The following is a 22573-nucleotide window of genomic DNA, read 5'->3' as shown; positions in this document are numbered from 1 at the left end:
GCGAGGAGTGATGCGCCCATGATTCAGGTGTTGATCATCGAAGACGACGTGCGGATTGCCGAGGTGAACCGGCGCTTCGTGGAAAAGGTGAGCGGGTATCAGGTCATCGGCATCGCCACGAACCAGCAGGAGGCCGTGGACCAACTGGACATTCTCCAGCCCGATCTGGTGCTGTTGGACATCTACTTTCCCGACATGAACGGTTTGGACTTTTTGTCGGTCATCAAGGATCGGCGTTCGGAGACGGATGTGATCATGCTGACCGCCTCCAAGGAAGTGGACACGGTGGTGGAGGCGATCCGCCACGGCGTGTTTGATTTCATCACGAAGCCGCTGATCTTCGAGCGCTTGCAGCAAACGCTTGCCAACTACCGGGAGTTCCGGCAGAGGGTGCGCGCCTTGAAAACAGAGCGGGGACACATCAATCAGGAAGAAATCGACGAGCTCATTCGCGCTGCGGGACCCAACGGCGGCAGGGATGGCAGTCTGGTCAAGGGAATCGACAGGATCACGCTGGAGAAAGTGGCTGCCTGTCTCAGCGAGGCGGGGGAAGTCACCACTGAACAGGTGCGAAGGGCAACGGGAACGAGCCGTTCGACGGCACGCCGCTACCTGGAATACCTGGTCGTCACAGGGGAGGCGGTCGCGGACCTCTCCTACGGGGCGGTGGGGCGGCCGGAGAGGGTCTACAAACGCGTGAAAAAGGCGAAAGGAATCGCGGAACGATGATGGCGCGGCTTCTGTTTTTCACCATCCTGGTCGCGGCGGCAGGTGGCGCTGCTTTCTCCCTGCTTCGTCTGCCGCTGCCCTGGCTGCTGGGACCGCTGGCAGCAACAGTCGTTTCGGTCATGCTGGGGTGTGACAGACTGTGGCTGCCTTCCTGGTTTCGCCGGATCGGCCTCGTGATCGTCGGCGTCGCGCTGGGCATGCGGATAACCCGGGACATTTGGGGGGCCATGGCGGATCACATCGGGATGATGCTGGCAGCCACGCTCGTGACGATCCTGTTCGGCCTGATGCAGGCCTGGGCGATCCACAAGCTGTACCAGGTGGACGTGATCACATCCATTTTCAGCAACATCCCCGGCGGACTCTCGGAGATGGCCACGATCGGCAGGGAGCAGGGCGGGAACCTGCAGATTATTTCCCTGTTCCACTCCATTCGCATCGTGACGGTTGTGTTCGTGACGCCGTTCGTCGTGATGACGCTGTCCCACAAGGCCAACCTGCTGCCGGTACAACCCGCAAGTCAGACGGTCGGCTGGATGCAGGCGGCGGTGTATTTGGCCGCCGGGGCGCTGGGAGCGGTTGCGGCCGCCCGTTTGAAGATCCCTGCGCCGTATTTCCTGGGGCCGCTTTTGACGGCGTCCCTGGTGTCCTTTGCGCTTTCGTTGACAGGCGGCACTGCCGGTATGGGCACGCCAGCCCTGTCCGGTCTCGTCGTGAAAGGCGCCCAGCTTTTGATCGGGGCGGGGATCGGCATTGAATTCAGGCGGGAAGAGATTCGCACCTACCGCAGGCTGCTGGTGCCTTCGCTGGCCGCGTCTCTGATGCTGACCACCCTGACGTTCGCGCTGGCCTTGCTGCTGTCGTATGCCACGAGCATCGACCTGCTTACCGGCATGCTGGCGACGGCGGCCGGCGGCGCAGCAGAAATGAGTCTGACTGCCCTGGCGATCGGTGCCGACCCGCTGCTGGTGACCGCCTTTCAGCTCTTTCGCGTGATGTTCATCGTCACCGTCTTTTCGTTTTCCATCCGCTGGTTTCTAAAACGGCGCGGATTGTGTGAAACGGCAAACAGGCAGGCGCGCTGAGAAAGCGTGCCTGCCTTGCCGTTGGGGGAAATAGGGCAGCCGCCTTAGAAAAATTCGACCGTTCCCGCCAGATTGATCATCGCCCGCATCGTTTTGTACAGGTCGTGCTGATCGGCGGCGGTGTAGTGTACCGTGCAGCTTTCCCTCTCGTACCGGGTGCCGGGAACGATGGCGGCCATCTCCGCCTGACCGGCATGGGAGAACTCGATGGCCAGTTCCAGCGGCGTCGTCACCCGCAGCGGCGCCATCTGTGCGGCCCGGGACAGCGCCAGCTTGGTCTGCCGCTTCAGTTCGGCGGTCGCCTCTTCGCGGGACAGACAAAGGGCGGCTGTGCGGGATACCGCCTGTTTGACCACGGCGGTACAAATGTCGGGGATGAGCGCCTTCGCCTCTTCCGCGATCAGGTTGTCCCCCGACACGAGGCAGACGGGCACGCCGTACAAACCGGCGTAGACGGCATTGAAGCCGAATTCTCCCACCACCTGGCCGTTGATGTACATGTTGCGGACACAGCCTGACATCGTGTGGCTGAGGACGCCGGGCACCCCCTGCCGCGTGTGGTAGCCGATGAAGAGGGCGGCGTCAAAGCTTTCGTCCAACCCCTGCATCATCGAAAAGTTGCGTGGGGAACCGGCCAACAGTCTCGCCTGGGGATGCAGCGACTCCCACAGGATGTTGTTCATGGTATTGTGGCTGTCCGCCACCACGATTTCCGTTGCGCCCCACTCCAGGGCGGCTTCGATGACGGCGTTGGCGTCGTCCGTCATGAACTGGCGGCCGCGCTGGTAGTTACCCCCGGCGTTCGGATTGATGTAGCTGGTGTCGACAATGCCGGAGATTCCTTCCATGTCGACGGAGAGAAACAGTTTCATCGGGCCCATCCTTTCTCGTACGATTCTGAATCATTCCTCTTCTATGAAAGCAGATTGTCCGGCCGGAGGCAACACCCTGTACGCCGGCGGACCGCTTCACAGAGGCAGAAAAAAACACGGCTGCCGGGAAGGCGGCAGGCCGTGTGTTCTTTGATCTTTTCATCTCGGGACAAACGGGTTCGCTTACACCAGGCGGCGGTACAGCGCCAGGGTGCGCTCCGCCATGCGCTCGATGGTGAAGGTGTCTTCCACCGTCCGCAGGGCGTTGCGGACGAGTGTTTCGCGCAGGTCGGGCGATTGGCGCAGCTCCTGCATGGCCCGCGTCAGCCGCTCGACGTCGCCCGGTTCCACCGTCAGGCCGGTTTCCCTGTCCTTGACGAACTCCTTGACGCCCCCGACGTTGCTGGCGATGACCGGCACTTCCGAGGCCATCGCTTCGAGCAGCGTGTAACCCAGTCCCTCGTAGAGGGAGGAGTGGACAAACGCGTCACAGGCATGCAGGCAGGCGGGGATGTCCTGGCGGAAACCGGCGAACCGGACCCTGTCCTCCAGGCGGTGTTCGCGCACCTTCGTTTCCAGCAGCGCGCGCTCGGGACCGTCTCCCACCATGACGAGGCGGACGTCCTCTGCGCCGTGGTCCCGCGCCAGGCGGGCAAACGCGTCGACCAGGAGCGGCAGCCCTTTCACCGGGACGAACCGGGCGACCGTGGAGAACAAAAACGCCTCGTCGGGAATGTTCCACTCCGCCCGCAGCCGCTTCCGGTCCTCGTCACGCCGATGCGTCTGCCGGTAGGGGGCCAGGTCCATGCCGTTGTAGATGACGCTGATGCGGTCGTCGGGCACACCCTCCTGCCGCAAAATGTCCGCAAGCGCGCCGCTGATCGCCACAAAGTGACGGTTCCATCGGCGGGTGGACCGTTCCATCAGCGTGACGGCGGCGTACGCCAGCGGATGGACGTAGTCGTAGCGGAGGTGGCTGTGCACGGTGGTGACCAGTACGGGGCCGGTTCCCTGCACGGCCAACCGGGAAAAAAAGTTCGCTTTTACGCCGTGGGTATGTACAATGTCCGGTTGAAAGCGGCGAAACGTCTCGCGCAGCGCCTTCAGCAGGCGCACGTCAAAGCGGCCGAACCTGTCCAGCGGGATGACGGAGACGCCGGCCTTGCGCAGCTCGTCGGCGAACAGGGAGTTGTAAAAGCAGACGACCGCCACGTCCACCGCTTCCTGCGGGAGGGAGGTGACCAGGTTGAGAATATGCTGTTCCGCTCCGCCAAATTCCCCCCCGCCGATGACGTGGAGGACTCGTAATTTGCTCATGACAATCCACCCAAACCTTTATGACAAACCCTCTATCGAAGTCATTTCACATCAGCCCGTTCTTCGGTAGAGGTAGTTTTCTGCCGGGATCAAAAAGCAGGACCGGGAAGCGCAACCATTCTGATCCTGTCCGGAAACCCTCTGATTGAAGCCATTTCGCAGACGCTGGTTCTTCGTTAGAGGTGGTTTTTCCCGCAGGATCAGGAAGCAGGACCGGGAAGCGCAACCATTCTGATCCTGTAAGAAAACCCACCCGGCCATAGCATACGCTCAACCCACTCGGCGATGGCTGACGCTGTGCCGAGCGGGGTCCCTTGCTTCGCCGGGCGGGGCCCCTCAACCAATCTTGCAAACTGCCGTCGCGATGAGACACATCATCTCTTCCTGATTCGAAAAACAAAGCCATTCTCACTATAGCAGATGACCGGTGGATTCGCAATAACGCTGGACTTGTGGTATCTTGGTGAAGGAGCATTACGAGAATGGACAAAAACGAGGAAGGTATCCCGATGAAGACCCGCAGTGTGTTGATCATCTGTTACATATTCCCGCCAATCGGCGGAGGAGGCGTACCGCGGCCGTTAAAGATGGCCAAATACCTGGGAGAGTTTGGGTGGAACGTGCACGTGCTGACCGTTGACCCTGTCTACCACGCCACATTGGACCCGTCCCTGCTGGCGCAGGTGCCGGCGGACGTCACGATACACCGCGCCAAGGAGTGGCCCTTGCTGCCGCGACGGGGCGGGGCTGTTGCCCCGGCTGCTGCGGCGGAGGCGGCCCCGGCTCGACGTTCGCTGGCAGCCTCGCTCAAGCAGCAGGCGGTCGGTTTGTTGAAAAAAGCGAAACCGTACCTGTTGATTCCCGACGACCAGATCCTTTGGCTGCCCAACGCGCTGAAGCTGGGGCGGGAGATCATGCGCCGGGAAAAGATCGACGCGATCTTTTCCACCTCCGGCCCGGTGACCAATCACCTCGTCGCCCGCCGTCTCGCTCGCGAGTTCGGGGTGAAATGGGTGGCCGATTTCCGCGATCCCTGGACGCAGAACATGCACTCGTCGGGGATCGCCTGGCGGGAGCGGCTGGAGGAGCGCATGGAAGCGGGCGTGATGGCGGAGGCTGACGCCGTTACCACGGTGACGGCCACGTTTGCCGAGAACTTCCGCAATAAACACGGCAGCCGCATTCGCCGTCTGGAGCTGATCTACAACGGCTTTGACCAGGCGGATTTCGTCGGCCTCACGCCGGAGCATGCCGCGCCCGGCAAGTTTCACGCCGTCTACGCCGGCATTTTGTACCAGAAGCGCAACCCGCGCCTGCTGCTTCGGGCGATCCGCGAGCTGATCGACGCGGGAGACGTGGAGCGCGAGGACCTGCTGCTCAGTTTTGCCGGCGTGTTTGACTATCCGGGTTATTCGGAAAACCGGGACTGCGTGGAGGCGCTGGGATTGGGCGACGTCGTCCGCGTGCTCGGCAACCTGCCGCACAAACTGGCGCTGGGCCTGATGAAAGGAGCGGACGCGCTCCTCCTGATCGGGGACGTTTCGCCGGACGCCGGAGCGTACATCCCCGGCAAGCTGTACGAGTACATGGGCATCGGCAAGCCGATCCTCGCCCTGAACAAGCCAGGGGAGGCGACGCAGATCATCCAGACGTTCCGCCTGGGCCAAGTGGCCGACCCGGAAGACAAGGAAGCCATCAAGCAGGCGTTCCTGAAGCTGTACCGGGAGTGGAAGGCGCAGGGAGCGGCCGGCGCGGCGGAACGTGACGACGACTTTGCCGAACGGGTCAAGCCGTACGAACGGCGCGAGCAGGCCCGCCAACTGGCGGAATTGATGAACGAATTGGTCGGACAATGACCGAAAGCAGACTCCGCACCCTGTGGGTGCGGAGTTTTTTCTTGCGAAGAGACGCTGTTCAGCGAAAACATTTTCTGGATTGACAATATCAGGAAATGGATTGTAATGTAATCATGTAATTGCAGTTACATTGTGGTCCCAACGCGGCAAGGGAGGATGGAGCGTGAGCAGACACTCTGCCAAACGGGCAAGGAGCCATGTGATCTCCGTCCGCCTGGATGACGAGATGCTGCTGGCGGTCGATCTCCTGGTCCGGGCCGGGCTGTTTCAAAGCCGGTCGGAAGCGGCCAGCCAACTGATCAAGGCGGGCGTGCAGGCGTCGGGCGAGTGGCTCCGCCAGGCGCAGGAGATAGCGGACAGCGTGCAAAAGATGAAGCAGGCGTTCATGGAGGCGGTCAAGCAGAAAGACGTGCGGACGGTCTCGTTGCTTTTGGAACAGGACGGGCGGCTGGCGGCGGATTATGCGGAACAGACGGGGGATACGCCGCTGCTGCTGGAGCGGGGAGCCGATCGTGCGGCGCAAAAAGACGACGGCCTGACGCCGCTTGATCTGGCGCGGGAAAACGGGCACGATGCGGTCATCGCGCTCCTCGCCGGACAAGCGGACGGAAACGGGTGAGGGACGAACGATGCTGGCGGTTCAGTTTCTGCGGGCGTACAACTTTTTCTACTTTTCGCTGCTTGCCGTCTTTATCTCGTTTTTACCCGTGTACCTGACGTTTCGCGGCGTGTCGCCGGCACAGATCGGGGTCCTGATCGGAATGGGCTCGTTTGTCGGCATCCTGTCCCAACCCTTGTGGGGCATGGTGAGCGACCGGTACAAGACGATCAAGAAGATCGTGCTGCTTACGCTCGGTATTTCCGTAGCAGTCGGTTTCGCCCTGTTTCAGTCGGTCCATCCGGCGGCGTTCTTTCTCCTGGTGGGGGCGATGTACCTGTTCATGCTGCCGACCGATCCGCTGACGGAGAGCCTCAACTACCGCGTCGCCGAGCAGCACGGACTCTCGTTCGGGGCGATCCGGACGTTCGACGCGATCGGGTACGCGTCCGCATCGCTGATCGTCGGGTTTGCCGTGGACCGGCTGGGTATGGAGCGGCTCTCCTGGGTGTATGGGGTGTACGGCCTGCTCGGGTTCGCCTTCTGTCTGGCCGTGCCCGACGCCCCGGCGAGCGGCAAGCGGCTTTCCTTTGCCGACTTGCGCCGGTTTTTTGCGTACCCGGCGACGCTGCGCTTTTTCCTGCTCGTCCTGGTGGCGGCGATTCCGCACCGCACCAATGACAGCTTTTTGGGCGTCTTCGTGCAAAGTCTGGGCGGAACCTCGGGAATGGTCGGCCAGGCCTGGTTCGTCGCCGCCATCAGCGAGGTGGCGTTTTTCGCGCTCAGCGCCTGGCTGCTGCGAACCGGCAGCGAAATCAAGTGGATTACCCTGGCGGCCGGTCTGTACGCCGTCCGCTACGCGCTGTGCGCGGTGGCGGCTGATCCAATCTGGGTGGTGTATCTGCAGGTGATGCAGGGGATCACCTTTGCCGTGTTCTATACGGCCACGATTCAGTATCTGTACCGGATCATTCCCGAGGAGTGGAAGGCGACGGGGCAGACCGTGCTGGCCGTTCTCTTCTTCGGCATCTCGGGGATTGTCGGGTCGATAGCCGGGGGATGGCTGTTTCAGCATCTGGGGGGCTCCGCGCTCTACCTGGGGATGGCGGGGGTCTCCCTGGCCGGCTGCTTGTACAGTCTGACGCTGTGGCCGCGGGGAACCGCGTCAACGTGACGGGACGGCACGGAATCCAATGAGGCATAAAAAAAGAGGCGATGGGTTTCGCCTCTTTTTTGTTCGCCGGAAACGCCGGCGGCTGCTTTGCGATTGTTCAATACAGCAGATACTTTTCCACTTCCTCCGGGTCCTTGATCTCGATCCCCGGGTCGTTGTACTTGTAAAACTGGAAGAACACCTGCTGGTCCATCGTGCCCCCCTCCGGCATCGGCAGGATGATCCAGGTCTCGTATTGATGGATCAGCCGGTCGTCCTTGCCGAACCAGAAGGTGGTCTTGATCGTGGAATCCCGCAAAACGGCCGCCATGTCCGGGCGGTCGGCCAACTGCTTGCGCAGCGGCTCAAACAGCGGGCTCTTGCTGGCCGCCAGCCAGTCTGCGCCGGTCATTTTCACTTCGAACGGGACGCAGACCGTGCCGTACACCTTCTCTTCGTTTAACTGCACCGCCTGATCCATAAACGGCAGCCAGTCGTCAAAACCGGCCAGCACGTCAAACGGCAGCGGGGTTTCCCGAGCGGTCATCCAGGCATCGCCGACCCGGATGTACCGCTTGTCTCCGATTCGGTAATACTGATAGTCCTGGCGGGCGATCCGCGCATCCACATTGTACCCGTTCGGCTGCACGACGGCGCCGTTAAACATGCTGGTCGTGGTGCGGCTCATGATGGAATTTTTGACATAGCCCTTGTACCAGAACTTCTGTGCATCCTTGTCTGTTTTCGCTTTTTCCAGCGCCGTCTTCAGCCACTCGCTCGCCGACTCCGTCTGCTGCGGGGCCGTCTTTTCCGACGGCGTGCCGTAATTGGTGGTGGCGAAAGACTTGGGCCCCGACTCATAGGTGCAGCCGGTCAAAAGCAGGGCGGAAGCGAGAGCGGACAGGGCGAGCAGTCCCACGGTTCGTTTACGCATGGCGAACCCTCCTTGCGATCCCGTAGCCGATCAATCCGACAAACACGAGGATGACGAGCGGCACGACGGGCACGTTGTGTTGCTTGAACACGATGAGGCGGTGCTTGTCGTAGATGGTGGCGACGATTTCGTTTTCCTTGTCGCCGTCGATGTCGCCCACCTGCACATTCAAGAGCGGCAGGTAGATGCGCCAGGTCTGCTCCAGTCCTTCCGGCGTGTAGCGGTACCCGGCCAGGTAGCGGGTGTCGGTGGTGCTCACCCAGCTCTTCGCCATGGCGACGATCTCCGGCTCTCCGCTCGATCCGACCGGGGCGTAGTTGGTGAAGCGGAAGCTGCGGTCGCCTTCCTCGCTCGCCCAGAGGATCTCCCAGGTGCCGTTCGGCTTCGCCTTCAGAATGTAGGACGGACTGTTGGCCACCAGCAGTTCGTCGGCCCCGTCCTTGTCCAGGTCGGCCGGGATGAATTCCGCGGTCGCCAGCGGCATCTCCTTGCGCGTCAGGGAGTACGCCTCCACGGCGGTGCCGTCCGGTTCCACGGCCATGACGCTGAAGTGTTCGCCCATGGTGATGAGCCCCTCCCGACCGTCCGGCAGCTTCATCGTGCCGACCAGCTTAGTCGCCTTGGTGGTGGCGGCGAACGGCTTTCCTTCATACGTTCCGCTCAGAAGCCCCTCTTTGATGGAGACGTCGCGGTACTTCTCGCCCATCGCGCTGCGGGTGTCCATGCTGCCGCCGTTTTCCGCCAGCTTGTCCCCGATGTTCTGCATGTCCAAAAGCAGGGCGCGGTACGGCGCGGTTCCCACCTGCAGCATCGCTTCCGCGTAGGATTGGCGCTGCACGTTCGGCACCAGTTGGCCGTCCTTCATCGTGTAGTACGGGAAGCCCGGGTAGTCCGACGGCATTTGTTCCTTGATTTTTGCCATCGTCTCCGGCGCGATCTGGTCGTTGGGCATGCGCACCAGCTTTCCGTCCTTCCAGGTGAGCACGTACAGGGAGACGGGCTCGGCCTGCAGATGCAGGAGCTTGTCGGCCAGCGCCTTTCGCTCTGCTTCCGTCTCCGGCTTCTTCGGCTTCTCTTCCGGCAGGGGCATCTCCTCGGCGTTGCCGTACGTGATGATCTCCTGCTTGCCGTCCCCGTCCACGTCGTAGAGGGTGACGGGGAAGTAGTCCACCCAGGCTCCGTTGTAGAGGCGTTCCGATTCATACTTCAGCGTGAAGTGGCTGAGCGCGGCCAGGTTGTCCCGGTGGAAGCTGACGTTGGCCAGCACGGCGACCAGCACCAGCGCGCCGACGGCCGACCAGCTCAGGCGGCCGTACCATTTGGCGATCAGGGCCACGACTCCGATCGCCACCGCTCCGCCGATCACCACGGCGACGAGCGATTTGACGTCCACGTGAGCGAGGGCACGGTCCAACAGCAAAAAGCCGAGCGTAAAGACGACCACCTGCCGCCGCTCGTCCGGATGCACCAGGACATAGCAGAATCCGAGCAGCGGCAAAAAGACGATCAGGGCGATCCAGGAGAGGTCCAGGAACGCCGGTTTGACCAGGATGTGATAGATGAGGAACAGGGCGATCGCGTACAGCGCCCAGTTCACGGCAGACAATACACCATTGCGGCGCATGGACTCACCACCTTTTCTCTTTCGCTTGGTCGGCGTACAGTGCGCACAGGAAGCCGCCAAACAGCCAGAAGTAGAGGGACATGAACGGCACCTCGAAAATGTTTTCCACCAGGTTGTGCATGGCGACGGCAAACAGGCCGCCAAACAGCCCCAGCAGCAGGAAGAACGGCGGCTTTCCGGCCTGTGCCCGGATGAGCCGGACCGCGTAGCGGAACGTCGTGGCAATCAGCGCGATGAGCATGATGACGCCGATGATGCCCAGCTCCGCGATGCTTTTAAACAGGTAGCTGTCGGTGTAGATCGTGCCGAAGTGGCGGGAACCGACAGCGCCGCCGTGATGGCCGAGCCCCACCCCGAACAGCGGTTCCAGCCGCATCTTGTCGTACGCCTCTCCCCAGCGGTCCAGACGTCCGGCCTGCATGCTGGATTCGAGGTACTCGGGGGTAAACAGGGTGAAGATGCGGTTGGAAATCTTCCCGATCAGGGGAGTCGACTCCGGCACGAAGTACAGGCCGATCAGGCCGACGATGCCGGCGAGCACGAGATAGCCGGCCAGCCGCTTGTTCCACAGATAGCAGCAGACAAACAGCGCCACAGCCAGCGCGATCCAGGCCCCGCGCGAACTGGTCAGCAGCAGGGCGAGCAGCGTCGTCAGCGCGACGATCCACCAGATGATGCGCTCTCTCCGGTTCGCTGTCGTGACGGCCAACCCGACCGCGACGGGAGCGATCAGGGCCATGTAGCTGCCCAGCACGTTGGGGCTGGTGACGAACGAAAACGCCCGCGTCGTGACGGCTTCCCCTTCCTGCACCCACGACTGCGGCGTCTGTACGCCCAGCACCACCTGCATGACACCGACGACAGCGGCGAGAAAGCCGACCGCCGCGAGCACTTTCAGGAACGTGACCAGCTGCTCCGTGTCGCGCAGCAGGTAAAAGCCGATGAAAAAGGCGATCATGTACTGGTAGACGGCGCGGAAGCCCTCCACGCTGGCGTCCCAGTTGGCCATGTCGGCCACCGTCAGGGCCAGTCCGTAGACGATGAACGCCGCAAACGTATGCTTGATGGCGGGCATGTCCCGCGTACCTTTCCAATAGGCGAGAAAGGTAAACAGCAGGAGGACGAGCAGCAGGCCGTCATCCCACAGCGACGAAACGACTGGAATCGGCAAAATCTTTCGCAAGACGTAATCGATAACGGGATAGGCCAGCAGGATATAGAGCCAGGTGCCTGACTGCCTTCCCCACTTCCATACGATCTCTCTCATCTCGTTATTTATCCTCCTACACAGGGATTAACCCCACTATTATAATGAATGGGCGAATGCTGTCGCAAGGCGGAGGGGAAAGTGGTTGGTAGGAATACGAGAAATACGCTATGATAACAGGTGTACTTTTTAAGAGGATGGGCGCGTCTTGCAAAGATGGGAGATTCGAACGATGAGCATAATCAAGACTGCCTCGATGATCGTCGTACTGACTTTGATCGGGAGGCTTCTCGGTTTTTTTCGCAACGTATATGTATCCAGCCTGTACGGCACGAGCGAAGCGGCGGACGCCTTTTACACCGCGGTGACGATTCCGCAGACGCTGTTTCTGGTCGTGCCGGGAGCGATCAACGCCGTGTTGATTCCCACCATGCGCGGGCTGATGGAAAAAGAGGAGCGGACCGGAGCGCTGTACAACAAGATGCTGACCATCGTGTTCGCTGCGTTTCTGGCGATGGCGGTGCTGGGCGTCGTCTTTGCCCGGGAGATCGCCTGGTTGATGGGAGCGCAGGAAAACACGCTGGAGATGACGGCCGACATGCTTCGGTGGATGTGGCCGTCCGCCGTGTTCATCGGACTCGCCGGCCTGTGGTCCAGCGTCTGCAACGCCCACCAGCACTTCTTTACCCCGACGCTGGGAACGGTGACCAACGGCGCTCTGGTGATCGCCAGCATGTACCTGCTGGTGCCGCTCTACGGGCCCGACGGACTGGCCATGGCGACCACCCTCGGCTACCTGGCGGCGATGCTGACGATGCTGCCGACGCTGCGCCGATTTGGCTACCGCCAGCACTTGTCGTTTGCATGGAAAGAGGATGAAGCGCTGCGCAGCATGGGGGAGCGGGTGGTGCCCATCCTGATCGGTGCTGTGGTGTCCCAGGCGACCACGTTTTTGGAGCGGGGCTTTGCCAACGGTTTGGGACCAGGCAACGTATCCGCGCTGGCCAACGCCAACCAGATCGTGCAGATGCCGATGGCAATATTCGTCGGGGCGTTTACCCTGCCGCTGTTTCCGCTGCTGGCCAGCCACGTGAAGCGGGGCGAGATGGACCAGATGAAGCAGATTCTGCAAAAAGGGCTGGCGTATCTGCTGATCCTGCTATTGCCTGTGACGGCGGGTCTGATTCTCTACGCCGATCCGATCGTGCGGCTGGCGTTCCAGCGCGGCGAATTCGGCGAGCTGTCCGTCGCGCTGACCGCCTGGGCGCTGCCCTTTTACGGCCTGGGGCTGTACGGGATGGCCGCCCGCGATCTGATCACCCGGGCGTTTTACGCGCTGGACAACACACGAACGCCGGTCGTGATCGGGGTGATCGGGATCGCCGTGTACGCTGGCGCCAACTGGCTCCTGATCCCCTGGCTGGGACACGGGGGGATCGCCCTGGGGACGGCGGTTTCCGCTCTCTTCCAGGCGGGGATGCTGTTTGTCCTGCTCTGGCGAAAAGTGGGAGCGCCCGTCGGTCGGAGCTTCGTGTGGACCGCGCTGCGGACGCTGGCCGCCTGCGGCGTCATGAGCGGCGGGATCCTGCTGGCTGATGCCTGGCTGTCCGCACTGCCGCTGTGGCTCTACCTGCTGCTTGGCGTGACGGGCGGCGCGCTGCTTTACTTTGCGGCGCTGTCCGCGCTGTGCGAGCCGCTGGTCGTCGAGCTTGTGCAAAAGCTGCGCAGACGGTCTACTCCCGCACAAAACCGGTAAGCGGACATTCGCGAATGGCGTAGCGGGTCTTGCCGGAAGCTGTCGGCGGAATCCGGTCGACATGGCATACCTCGATGCTGACTTCCCCCAGTTTGTCCCGGATGGCCCCCAACAGCCGGGCTTCGTCGGCCGGATCGTACCGATCCGGCTCTTTTACCAGTTTGAGCGTGAACATGTCCGGCCTGTGCTGGACGATTTGAAAGGTGCGGAAGCTGTCCAGATTGCGCATGATGTGGTTGAAGTAGTGGCCGTGCACGTACGTCCCGTGAGGCGTGACAAACATGTCGTCTTCCCGGCCGTCGATGGCGGCGAGCAGCGGATAGCCGATGCCGCAGGTGCAGCCGTCCGGCGAGAGGGCGATGACGTCGCCCAACTGGTAGCGCAGCCGGGGCATGACCGTGTTGTGCAGGTCGGTGACCAGAAGCGCACCCCTTTCCCCGGAGGGAAGGGGGCGGCCGCTGGCGGGATCGACCACTTCCAGCACGCAGTTTTCGCTGAAGGCGTGCATGCGTCCGGCCGGACACTGGTAGGCGATGATGCCGCCGTCGCGGGCGCCGTATTCGTTGACGACGGGCGCCCGGAACGCTTTGGCGATCGCTTGCCGCTGGTAGTCGTGGAGCGTCTCCGCCGTGGATACCACCGCTTTCAGCTTCACGCCCGGACTGACGCCGCGGGCCAGCATCATCTCGGCCAGCAGGTGGAGGGCGGACGCGTACCCGTACAGGTAGACGGGACGGAACCGGCGGATCAGCCGAAGGTGTTCGTCCAGCCGCCGCTCGTCCAGGTCGTAGGCGGGAATCATCAGCCGGTTTTTCAACCAGCGCTCTTTCAAGCGAAACCGGCGGGCCTGCTGCTGGTTGAGCTCCAGCGGCGAGCCCCAGATCATGACAGACGGGTCGCCGATGCGAATGCCGTGCCAGGAGAGCCCCAGCCAGCGGGCCGCTTCGTAGCGTTCCACGGCCGGCCGGTTCAGGTAGAAACGGGTCGGTTCTCCTGTGGAGCCGCCGGTCCGGTTGGCGATCAGCCGGGAGGGGTCCGCGTCGTCGGTCAGGTACTGGTCCGACGACGCGCGGAAACGGGCTTTGCTGAGCGCGGGAAGGCGCTCCAGGAAGCGGAACGGGTCGTCGTTTGCCGCCTCCCAGTCGGATGCGTATGCAGTGTAGGCGGGGACGCGGCGGACAGCGTGGTCCAAAAGGCGTCTCAGCTTGTCGGCCTGCCGTTCCCTGAGCGCCTGCGGCGATAACTGCTGCGCCTCTCGCAGTTCGTGCAGATACTGCCGTGTGCGGTTCTGTTTCAGCCGTTCCATCAACGGCCAGTGCACGCAGCGGATGATTGTGCCTGTCAGCGGCATGGGGGTCGCTCCTTTCGCGGCGGCGGATTCCAAACAATGTTTGGAATCTTTTCCCATTAGTATGACTGCCGGATCGGGACCCTATACCTGTTTGCCGGATGGGAGGTTTCCTAGTAGGATAGAGAGAGGATTCACAGCGGGTTTATTCGCGAGGGACGGCAGCGGGTTTGCCGGACGTGGTCCGTTTTGTCGTTTGTGCGAAGCAAACGGCCGCCGTCCTCCGAAGAAAACCGGCTGTGCGGTACACGATTCGATTTGACACTGTTGCAAAGGAGTTTCCCATGGCCAAAAAAAGTCATTTCCTCGCCGGGGCGTTAATCCTCGCCGTGGCCGGGATTTTGTCCAAGGTAATCGGGATGTTTTACCGCATCCCCCTGCAGGAAATCGTGGGGGACAACGGGCTCGGTCTCTATCAGGAGGTATACCCGCTCTACCTCACTTTCTTGATTCTGGCGACAGCCGGCGTCCCCGTGGCCCTCTCCCGGGTGATCGCCGAAGCGCTGGCGGAAGGAAAGCAGGGCGCGATCAGCCAGATTCTCGCCCGCAGCATGGTGCTGATGGGCGGGATCGGGATCGTCCTGTTTGCCCTGCTCTACCTGAGTTCTCCCCTGATCGCCCGGATGATGGGCAACCCGCATCTGATCGAACCGATTCGGGCCATTTCGCTGTCGCTGCTGTTCGTTCCCTTGATCGCGGTGATCCGGGGCTTCTTCTACGGACATCAGAAAATGCTCTACGTCGGCCTCTCCCAGATCGTGGAGCAGACGCTGAGGGTGGCCTTTATCCTGATCGCCTCGCTCTATCTCGTCTCGCTGGGCGAGGATACGGATCAGGTGATCACGGGCGTCAACTTCGGGACGATGATCAGCACGTTTTTGAGCCTCGGCTTTCTCGCCTTCCTGCTGTGGCGGCACAACCGCAAGCAGCCGTTCGCGACCGCGGGCGGGTGGAAGCGGCTGGACTGGTGGTACGACCGCGCCTTTTTCCTGTCGATGTGGCGCATCGCCTGGCCGATCTGCATCAGCGCGCTGGTCATTCCGATCTTCAGTCTCGTCGACTCGTTTTTGGCGATCAACATCTTCCGCTACGTCTGGCATGTGGACGGGCTGACCGCCGACACCTGGTTCGGCATCTACAGCCGTGGGGGCCCGCTCCTGCAGTTGGCCAGCCTGTTCGGCTCGTCCATCGCCCTGTCGATCGTTCCCGCCATCGCCGAAGCACGGCAGCAGCGCGACGAGGAGCGGGTCACCACGCTGACCAAGCTCTCCCTGCGCTTTGCCTGGCTGATCGGCCTGCCGGCGGGTCTGGGATTGACCGCCGTGGCCGAAGGGGCCAACCTGGCGCTGTACGGCGACGTGGAGGGGACCCGGGCGATGGCGATTTTGGGCGTCAGCGCCATTCCGCTTTCCCTGCTGTTGGCCACCAACGGCATTCTGCAGGGGCTGGGCCGGGAAAAAGTGCCGGCGCTGCACCTCTTGTGGGGCGTGCTGGCCAAGATCGGGACGACGATCCTGTTCACCTCCCTGATGGGCATGGACGGGCTGTCCGTATCCTGGCTGTGCGCCACCGCCCTGGTCTGCGCCTTGAACATGCGGGTGATCAACCGGCTGGTGAAGGTGGAGATCCAGTGGCGCTTTGACACGCTGTATCCGCTGCTCGTCGCCAACCTGATGCTGGTATTGGCCTGGGGCGCGACGGAGGCGGTCGGCTTCCTGCTGCATGGGAAAGCCCGTCTGGTGGGCGCGGCGGAAACGGTGATCGGGGTCGGGACGGGGATGCTCGTCTACCTGGGCATGCTGCTCGCCATTCCGCTGATCGACGAAAAAGAGCTGGAGTGGCTGCCCGGAGGCAACAGGCTGCGCGGCCTGATGAACCTGCTGCGCCGGAGAGAGTCGCCGACCGATTTCCGCTGACCTCGGCCTGTCGGCATCAAACAAGGGCTGTACCGTAAACGGAACACCTCCGATTACGGCACAGCCCTTTTCGTCTGTTCGACGGATCGGACCGGCGCGGCCCTGTCCCCGGCAAAAAAGCCGCCCCGCTTGTCCGGGACGGCTTCACGCTTGGCGGTCAGCTATGCTTGCTTTTGATAGACACAGACTACCATCTTGACGAAAAACTCGCGCAGGAACGGCAGCTTGGCCAGTCCGGAGACGACCGGGCGCAGCGGCACTTCCCGCTGGTAGACAACCGGATGGGGGATGCCCTCCTGGATGCGGCGAAAGCGCTTGATCGTCATCCGGTTGATGTAGGAAATGGTCTCTTTGCCGTCCGGCCCCTGACCGAAGCGGAAGGAGATCCGCTCCTCTCCGTCGGGCAGGTGGCGGACCAACTGCTTGTAGGCGTCGATCAGCGCCTGCTCGGAGAAAAACGCGTGCACCCAGGGAATCCCGATGGCGTCGGAAAGATGGGCGCCGTACGGGTGGTAGTAGGGCGGAAAGTTGATGTACAAGTGGCCGCCCGGCTTCAGCACGCGGAAGCATTCGTCCAGCGTCTGCTCCGGCCGGTCGACGTGCTCCATCGCGTCGTTCATGATGATCGTGTCGAACGTGTTGGCGTCAAACGGCAGTTCGGCCGAGTCCGCGGTCATGAACGCGACCCGGTCCGCCAGCCCTTTTTCGCGGGCAAAGGCGTTTCCCTCCTCGGCGTAATGGGGCACGATGTCAATGCCGATCATCCGTTTGGGACCGAATGTGGCGTAGTAGCAGGTTTTGCCTCCGCCGCCGCAGCCGATGTCCAGGACCGTCTTGTCGCGGAACATCTGCTCCTGCGAATGGTAGGGGAGGAAAAACTGGATCGTCTGGTCCCCTTTTTGGAACTGCCACTCGGTGTAGCTCATCGTCCCGTCGTTCGCCAGGTTGAACGGGTGAACGGGGAGCGGAAACAGCTTGTTCAAACGTATCAGAAGCTGGGAAGAAACGGACATCTGCACGTCCTCCTTTCGTCCGCGTTGCAGGGAGCCCTGCCCCTGCGGGCGCTCCGTCCGGCCGTCCGCTTACGTTTTGCGGCGCAGCGCCTGAAGCACCAGTTCACTGCTTTTGGCGGCTTCCTGGGCGAGCAGTCGCGAGCGTTCGGCAATCACGCGCTTTTCCCGCTCCAGGTTGGCCAGCCGCTCGTTCAAGAGGGCAAGGAGCGCCGATTCGTCCAGACGGGTGATATGGCCGGCGCTGGGCATGCCGGCCCGCTCGACAAACCGGTCGATTTTCGGGTCGTAGGAGATGCCGGTAAACGGCGTCTGCAGCATGCAGGCGAGAATCAGGGAGTGCAGCCGCATGCCGAGCACGTACTCGCACTGTTTCAGCACGGACATGATGTCGTGAAAGGTGACCGGCTCGTCCAGGAGCTGCGCCCCCGGCTGTCGCATCATCCCGATGATGTCGCGGGAGGGAGCCAGGTCGCTGGGGTAGTGCATCGGCAGAAACAGCACGTTCCAACCTCGCTCGGCAAACAGGTCGGCTGCCCGGGCGATGGCCTGCTTGAACCGCTGCTCCTGTTTCCAGTCGCGGACCGAGATGGCGACCAGCGGCTTGGACAGGTCGGCAAACTTGTCCGCCAAAAGCTGGCGCCCCCGCTCGTCGGACACGTCGTCCGGCGAAATGGTCAGCGCCGGATCGGCCGTCACGTAGACCGGCGCCTTGCTCACTCCGCACGCCTTGAAATCTTCGCCTGATTCAAAGTCGCGCACGGTGATCACGTCTACCCGGTTCACCACCCGCTTGATCAACAGGCGGCTGATCGGCTTCTGGACGGGACCAAACCCCTGGGCGTAAAACACGACCGGTTTGCCCAGCAGCTTGGCGATCGAGACGATCCCCAGGTAGTAAAGCACGCTGCGCGGACTGGTCACGTCCTGCATCAGTGTTCCGCCGCCCATCACCAGCATGTCGCTTCGCATCAACTCGCGCACGATGGTCGGCAGGCTCCAGCGGTTGTACGCCGGAATGCCAAACAGGGCCGTCGTTCGCTCCGGCTGGTTGGACAACACGGCCAGGGACATATTCGGTTGTTCCCGACGCAGCGCGCTGATGATGCCATACAGGACCACATCGTCTCCGGCATTGTTAAAGCCGTAGTACCCGGAGATGAGAATACGCGACATGGAGTGAACCTTCTTTCTATATCAAACGTACAGGAAAAACACATTCTCAAGTATAATCGAGTAAATGCGGGGAAGTAAAGCAACCCTAGAACAAATAGAGGAAGCCCAGGGCGAACAGACCGGCCCCCATGAGCATCAGGGCGATCATCAGGACCAGCATCCCCTTGTTCTTGCGGCGCCGGTAAAAAAATTCGTCAAACATGGCAAGCCTCCAAAACGGGTTTTCATCCATTCTACTATCATACCATGCAAGCGCACATCCTCGCCATCCATTCAGAGGATCAAATGGGAGAAAGGGGCAGGCAGACGATGGAACAAACATGGCTGAAGTACATCCTGCTGGTAGAGCGGGATGTGGAAGACGCGTTTGTCAGCGAGGTGCTGGCGAGCGCCTACACGCTCGGCTGGGTGGAGCCGCAGATCGAGGTGCTGACGACGGAAAACGGATACGATTACGCGGAAAAGACGGACGGCCCGGTGATCGCCTACCTGTTTGAGCCGCTCAGGGACAGCGAAGCCGAGCACGCGGAGCGGCTGCGGGACTATCTCAGCCGCTGGGGGGAGAAGGTCCGCCTGCAGGAGGTGGAGACGGTGGCGGAGGAGAACGAATCGTGGAAGGAGACATTCCGCGAGGTGCAGGTGGGCGACTGGTGGATTGCGCCCACGTGGACACCGCCGGAAGCGCTGGCCCAAGCCAGGCACGTGCTCTGGATCGATCCCGGCGCGGCGTTCGGCACCGGCTACCACGGCACCACCCAGGACATCCTGCTGATGCTGCAGGAGCGGCCTCCCGCCGGCAAACGAGTGCTGGACATCGGCGCCGGTTCCGGCATCCTGTCGCTGTTCTGCATCAAAAACGGGGCCCGGCAGCCGGTCTGGGCGGTGGATCTCAATCCGCAGAGCGAATACCAGATCCGGGTAAACCTGGCCAACAACGACCTGTCGGAGGAAGCGGTGGAAATCGTGATGGGCGACGCGCTGGAGCCGGACGTACAGGAGCGGCTGCCCCGTGAGGCGGATCTCATCCTCGTCAATATCGGCGGTGACGAAGACGTGGCGATGCTGCCCCTGGTGCGGGAGCGGATCGCTCCGGGGGGAACGGTGATCCTATCCGGGATCGTGCAGTGGAATCGCGGCAAGGTGCTGACCGCTTACGAACAGGCCGGATTCGCCCCGGTGGCGGAGCGGCACAGTGACGAGTGGGTGACGGTCATGATGAGGGACGTCCGGGAGTAGAGATGGTACGGGAACGATTTACGCCGGATCGGACCTGTGTCACAATGGGAGAAACGAACACGGAGGAGGAAACCGGCATGGAACAAGTCGTCATTGCCGCAGCCGGACGCACGCCGATCGGCACGTTCGGCGGCGTTCTGAGAGATGTAAGCGCTCGCAAACTGGCGGAAACAGTGATCCGCGGTGTCATCGCCAAATCGGGAGTGGATCCGTCGCTGATTGATGAAGTGATCCTCGGCAACTGCATCCAGCGGACCGACGAAGCCAACATTGCCCGCGTGGCAGCCCTTGACGCCGGGCTCGGCAACCGGGTGACCGGTTTTACCGTGCAGCGCCAGTGCGCCTCCGGCATGCAGGCGATCGCCAGCGGGGCCGCGCAGCTTCTGCTGGGGGAGAGCGAGGTGGTGATCGCCGGCGGCGTGGAGAGCATGAGCAACGCGCCGTACGTGCTGAAAAACGCCCGCTGGGGCAAACGCCTCACCCACGGGGAGATGACCGACGCGATGTGGGAACTCCTGACCGATCCCCATCACGGCATCCTGATGGGGGAAACGGCGGAACGGCTGGCGGAGCGCTACAGCATCAGCCGCGCCGAACAGGATGAAATCGCCCTGCGCAGCCAGCAAAACGCGGTGCGGGCCATCGACAGCGGCCTGTTTCGCGAGGAAATCATTCCCGTTCCGGTAACAAAGCGGGGAGAGACGGTAATGGTGGAGACGGACGAACATCCCCGCCGCGACGTCACGCTGGAGGGCCTGGCCAGGCTGAAGCCCGGCTTCCGCGAAAACGGGACCGTGACGGCGGGCAACTCCTCCGGGTTGAACGACGGGGCATCGGCGGTCGTGCTGATGAAGGAGAGCCGGGCGCGGGAGCTGGGCATCGCTCCGCTGGGCAGGATCGTCTCGTACGCCTGGGCCGGGGTGGAGCCCGATCTGATGGGATACGGACCGGTGCCGGCGGTGAAAAAGGCGCTGGCCAAAGCGGGTCTGACGCTGGCCGACATCGATCTGATCGAAGTAAACGAAGCGTTCGCCGCCCAGTATCTGGCGGTGGAAAAGCTGCTGGAGCTGCCGCGCGACATCACCAACGTCAACGGCAGCGGCATCTCGCTTGGCCATCCGGTCGGCTCCACGGGCTGCCGCATCGTCGTCACGCTTCTGCACGAAATGAAGCGCCGCCAGGTCAAGCGCGGGCTGGCCACGCTCTGCGTCGGAGGCGGAATGGGCATGGCGATGGTCGTGGAAAGGGGCTGAAGCGGCCGGCGTACAGGTTTAAACGAGGCCTCCCCGGTCAACAATGGAAGCAGGACCCCATCGATGCCGCAGCAGAGATGGGGTCCTGTTCGTCAAAGGGAGGTCTCGTTCATGAACATGTTGTCTTTTTTGCGCAGATACGGAAAGCGGATCGCCCGGTACGGGGCGGCCCTCGTGGCGATCGGCTTATTGGTGGCGGTCTCCTTTGCCGCCTACCACTACAAGCGGATGACCCGGGAATGGTACGCCCCGCTCGAGGCGGGAACGGGAGCGCCTTTGGAGCAGACGGGGGAACGGCTGCCCGGCGCGCTTTTGGCCCAGGCCAAAACGCTCAAACCGTTTCTCCTGCTCGTCATCGGGACGGACAGCCGGGACGGGGAGCAGGCCCGCTCGGACACGATGATGCTGGCGGCCGTGCATCCCGCCAAGCAGCGGGTGCATCTCGTCTCCATCCCCAGGGACAGCTACATGGAACTGCCCGGAACAGGCTACGACAAGCTGAACCACGCCATGGCCTACGGCGGCCCCAAGCTGGTCAAACAGTCGCTGGAGCGCTTTTTCAACCTCAAGATCGACCGCTACGTGACGATCGACTTCGAAGGATTCCGGCAGGTGGTGGACGAGCTGGGCGGGGTGCAGATCGAGGTGAAAAAACGGATGAAGTACACCGATCCGAGCGACGACACCCACATCGACCTGAAGCCGGGACTGCAGACGCTGAGCGGCGAACAGGCACTCGATTACGCCCGCTACCGCAAAAGCGATCTGGGGCGGGAAGACAGCGACTACCAACGGATCGCCCGGCAGCAGGAGATCGTCCGGGCCCTGGCCGACAAGGGCACGTCGGCGCAGACGCTGGTCAAGGCGTTTTCGCTGATGGACATTCTCGGCAGCCACGTCAAGACCGATCTGACCGACCAGGAGATCGCCTCCCTCCTGCTGGCGTACGGCGACCCCGAGCCCAATACGGTGCAGACGGACACGCTCACGGGGGCGGACGAGCGGATCTGGCACAACGGCGTCCTCGGCTGGTACCATCTGGTGCCAAAAGAGGAGCGGTCCCGCGTCCGCCAACTGCTGATGGAGGCGCTGGCCCCTTGACCACGGCGCTGGCCTCCTGACCACAGAGCTTGCCCCTTGACCACGGGCGCTGGCCCCCTGCACGGCGCTGGTTGGAGCGGGAGATTCCGCGGCCGCTTTTCCGGAGCGGCAGGCCTCTTGGCGGGAGGCCGGTCCGCCATGCCCGCCCGTCAACCATGCCCGCCCGCCAGGCGTAGACGCGAGGAGATCAACGGCCGGACAAGCCCGCGACGCCCCCGGACGGCCGCCGCAAAAAGCCCGTCGCCAGCAAGAACGGCACCCCCATCCCGCCCCGGACAGGCGTCTGCCATTTCCTGCAAAAAAATGGTCCGGTTTGTGTATTTTTCGTTGGAAAATTAATTATCTTTCGACTAGAATGGAAGCAGGAAGAGGTTATGAATGTGGATCGTACGGGAGAGGTAA

General features: G+C 62.3%; 18 protein-coding genes. 10 read left to right on the top strand and 8 right to left on the bottom strand.

The window, feature by feature from the left end:
* The first annotated feature begins 18 nt into the window (after nt 1–18).
* Both M516_RS0101915 and M516_RS22535 read left to right on the top strand, forming a co-directional pair.
* Nucleotides 19–729 (top strand): response regulator, encoded by a 711-nt coding sequence (locus M516_RS0101915; protein WP_051188065.1) that lies wholly within the window; start codon nt 19–21, stop codon nt 727–729.
* On the top strand, nt 726–1814 hold the full coding sequence (locus tag M516_RS22535; RefSeq protein WP_051188064.1) for an AbrB family transcriptional regulator: 1089 nt from the start codon (nt 726–728) through the stop codon (nt 1812–1814). Before M516_RS0101915 ends, M516_RS22535 begins: the two co-directional genes overlap by 4 nt.
* Nucleotides 1815–1858: 44 nt before the next feature.
* Here M516_RS22535 and M516_RS0101905 read toward each other — a convergent pair whose 3' ends face one another.
* Nucleotides 1859–2686: a M55 family metallopeptidase gene (locus tag M516_RS0101905; protein WP_029097620.1), complete on the bottom strand. Its 828-nt coding sequence runs from the start codon at nt 2684–2686 to the stop codon at nt 1859–1861.
* Nucleotides 2687–2869: 183 nt separating this feature from the next.
* A complete protein-coding gene (locus M516_RS0101900; protein WP_029097619.1) occupies nt 2870–4003 on the bottom strand; it encodes a glycosyltransferase in 1134 nt (377 codons plus the stop codon).
* 509 nt (nt 4004–4512) lie between these two features.
* Here M516_RS0101900 and M516_RS0101895 point away from each other — a divergent pair.
* The 3 genes from M516_RS0101895 (at nt 4513) to M516_RS0101885 (ending at nt 7631) form a co-directional block, all read left to right on the top strand.
* Entirely contained in the window at nt 4513–5859 is a 1347-nt protein-coding gene (locus M516_RS0101895; protein WP_029097618.1) for a glycosyltransferase family 4 protein, read from the top strand.
* A 163-nt stretch (nt 5860–6022) separates the two neighbouring features.
* Nucleotides 6023–6478 carry a hypothetical protein gene (locus M516_RS0101890; protein WP_152523329.1) on the top strand — a complete coding sequence of 152 codons (456 nt, stop codon included), beginning with the start codon at nt 6023–6025 and terminating at the stop codon, nt 6476–6478.
* Entirely contained in the window at nt 6432–7631 is a 1200-nt protein-coding gene (locus M516_RS0101885; RefSeq protein WP_238550894.1) for an MFS transporter, read from the top strand. Before M516_RS0101890 ends, M516_RS0101885 begins: the two co-directional genes overlap by 47 nt.
* Nucleotides 7632–7728: 97 nt before the next feature.
* On the opposite strand, the gene M516_RS0101880 is transcribed toward M516_RS0101885, so the two are convergent.
* From M516_RS0101880 to M516_RS0101870, 3 genes are read right to left on the bottom strand one after another with little or no spacing between them, the layout of a single operon-like run.
* Nucleotides 7729–8544, bottom strand: coding sequence for a hypothetical protein (locus M516_RS0101880; RefSeq protein WP_029097615.1), 816 nt, complete (start codon nt 8542–8544; stop codon nt 7729–7731).
* Entirely contained in the window at nt 8537–10168 is a 1632-nt protein-coding gene (locus M516_RS0101875; protein WP_029097614.1) for a hypothetical protein, read from the bottom strand. The genes M516_RS0101880 and M516_RS0101875 overlap by 8 nt, the downstream gene beginning before the upstream one ends.
* Before the next feature lie 4 nt (nt 10169–10172).
* Nucleotides 10173–11435, bottom strand: coding sequence for an O-antigen ligase family protein (locus tag M516_RS0101870; RefSeq protein WP_029097613.1), 1263 nt, complete (start codon nt 11433–11435; stop codon nt 10173–10175).
* Nucleotides 11436–11607: 172 nt separating this feature from the next.
* Between M516_RS0101870 and murJ the strand changes: the two genes are divergently transcribed.
* Nucleotides 11608–13131 carry a murein biosynthesis integral membrane protein MurJ gene (gene murJ / locus M516_RS0101865; RefSeq protein ID WP_029097612.1) on the top strand — a complete coding sequence of 508 codons (1524 nt, stop codon included), beginning with the start codon at nt 11608–11610 and terminating at the stop codon, nt 13129–13131.
* Here murJ and M516_RS0101860 read toward each other — a convergent pair.
* The gene (locus M516_RS0101860) at nt 13109–14482 is read right to left on the bottom strand and encodes a phenylacetate--CoA ligase family protein (RefSeq protein ID WP_029097611.1); all 1374 of its coding nucleotides are present in this window, start codon (nt 14480–14482) and stop codon (nt 13109–13111) included. The two genes, murJ and M516_RS0101860, sit on opposite strands and share 23 nt — an antisense overlap.
* Before the next feature lie 281 nt (nt 14483–14763).
* Here M516_RS0101860 and M516_RS0101855 point away from each other — a divergent pair, with 281 nt between their 5' ends.
* Nucleotides 14764–16395: a putative polysaccharide biosynthesis protein gene (locus M516_RS0101855; protein WP_029097610.1), complete on the top strand. Its 1632-nt coding sequence runs from the start codon at nt 14764–14766 to the stop codon at nt 16393–16395.
* A gap of 161 nt (nt 16396–16556) precedes the next feature.
* Here the strand turns inward: M516_RS0101855 and M516_RS0101850 are convergent, their stop codons facing one another.
* Nucleotides 16557–17414 carry a class I SAM-dependent methyltransferase gene (locus tag M516_RS0101850; RefSeq protein ID WP_274518663.1) on the bottom strand — a complete coding sequence of 286 codons (858 nt, stop codon included), beginning with the start codon at nt 17412–17414 and terminating at the stop codon, nt 16557–16559.
* A 63-nt stretch (nt 17415–17477) separates the two neighbouring features.
* Nucleotides 17478–18581 carry a polysaccharide pyruvyl transferase CsaB gene (csaB, locus tag M516_RS0101845; protein WP_029097608.1) on the bottom strand — a complete coding sequence of 368 codons (1104 nt, stop codon included), beginning with the start codon at nt 18579–18581 and terminating at the stop codon, nt 17478–17480.
* A 309-nt stretch (nt 18582–18890) separates the two neighbouring features.
* Here csaB and M516_RS0101835 point away from each other — a divergent pair, with 309 nt between their 5' ends.
* The 3 genes from M516_RS0101835 (at nt 18891) to M516_RS0101825 (ending at nt 22171) form a co-directional block, all read left to right on the top strand.
* On the top strand, nt 18891–19817 hold the full coding sequence (locus tag M516_RS0101835; protein WP_029097606.1) for a 50S ribosomal protein L11 methyltransferase: 927 nt from the start codon (nt 18891–18893) through the stop codon (nt 19815–19817).
* A gap of 77 nt (nt 19818–19894) precedes the next feature.
* Nucleotides 19895–21070 (top strand): thiolase family protein, encoded by a 1176-nt coding sequence (locus tag M516_RS0101830; protein WP_029097605.1) that lies wholly within the window; start codon nt 19895–19897, stop codon nt 21068–21070.
* 111 nt (nt 21071–21181) lie between these two features.
* Nucleotides 21182–22171 carry an LCP family protein gene (locus tag M516_RS0101825; RefSeq protein WP_029097604.1) on the top strand — a complete coding sequence of 330 codons (990 nt, stop codon included), beginning with the start codon at nt 21182–21184 and terminating at the stop codon, nt 22169–22171.
* The last annotated feature ends 402 nt before the right edge of the window (nt 22172–22573 follow it).

The sequence above is a fragment of the Brevibacillus thermoruber 423 genome (assembly GCF_000454065.1).
Classification (GTDB): domain Bacteria; phylum Bacillota; class Bacilli; order Brevibacillales; family Brevibacillaceae; genus Brevibacillus; species Brevibacillus thermoruber.
This window is presented reverse-complemented; position numbering and strand designations above follow the sequence as displayed.

Excerpts from the sequence above, each read along its gene's own strand:
- M516_RS0101855 (WP_029097610.1), top strand. The coding sequence starts at position 14,764 with ATGGCCAAAAAAAGTCATTTCCTCGCCGGGGCGTTAATCCTCGCCGTG.
- csaB (WP_029097608.1), bottom strand. The coding sequence starts at position 18,581 with ATGTCGCGTATTCTCATCTCCGGGTACTACGGCTTTAACAATGCCGGA.
- M516_RS0101830 (WP_029097605.1), top strand. The coding sequence starts at position 19,895 with ATGGAACAAGTCGTCATTGCCGCAGCCGGACGCACGCCGATCGGCACG.
- M516_RS0101825 (WP_029097604.1), top strand. The coding sequence starts at position 21,182 with ATGAACATGTTGTCTTTTTTGCGCAGATACGGAAAGCGGATCGCCCGG.
- M516_RS22535 (WP_051188064.1), top strand. The coding sequence starts at position 726 with ATGATGGCGCGGCTTCTGTTTTTCACCATCCTGGTCGCGGCGGCAGGT.
- M516_RS0101835 (WP_029097606.1), top strand. The coding sequence starts at position 18,891 with ATGGAACAAACATGGCTGAAGTACATCCTGCTGGTAGAGCGGGATGTG.
- M516_RS0101860 (WP_029097611.1), bottom strand. The coding sequence starts at position 14,482 with ATGCCGCTGACAGGCACAATCATCCGCTGCGTGCACTGGCCGTTGATG.
- M516_RS0101895 (WP_029097618.1), top strand. The coding sequence starts at position 4,513 with ATGAAGACCCGCAGTGTGTTGATCATCTGTTACATATTCCCGCCAATC.
- M516_RS0101880 (WP_029097615.1), bottom strand. The coding sequence starts at position 8,544 with ATGCGTAAACGAACCGTGGGACTGCTCGCCCTGTCCGCTCTCGCTTCC.
- murJ (WP_029097612.1), top strand. The coding sequence starts at position 11,608 with ATGAGCATAATCAAGACTGCCTCGATGATCGTCGTACTGACTTTGATC.
- M516_RS0101875 (WP_029097614.1), bottom strand. The coding sequence starts at position 10,168 with ATGCGCCGCAATGGTGTATTGTCTGCCGTGAACTGGGCGCTGTACGCG.
- M516_RS0101885 (WP_238550894.1), top strand. The coding sequence starts at position 6,432 with ATGCGGTCATCGCGCTCCTCGCCGGACAAGCGGACGGAAACGGGTGAG.
- M516_RS0101915 (WP_051188065.1), top strand. The coding sequence starts at position 19 with ATGATTCAGGTGTTGATCATCGAAGACGACGTGCGGATTGCCGAGGTG.
- M516_RS0101870 (WP_029097613.1), bottom strand. The coding sequence starts at position 11,435 with ATGAGAGAGATCGTATGGAAGTGGGGAAGGCAGTCAGGCACCTGGCTC.
- M516_RS0101900 (WP_029097619.1), bottom strand. The coding sequence starts at position 4,003 with ATGAGCAAATTACGAGTCCTCCACGTCATCGGCGGGGGGGAATTTGGC.
- M516_RS0101905 (WP_029097620.1), bottom strand. The coding sequence starts at position 2,686 with ATGAAACTGTTTCTCTCCGTCGACATGGAAGGAATCTCCGGCATTGTC.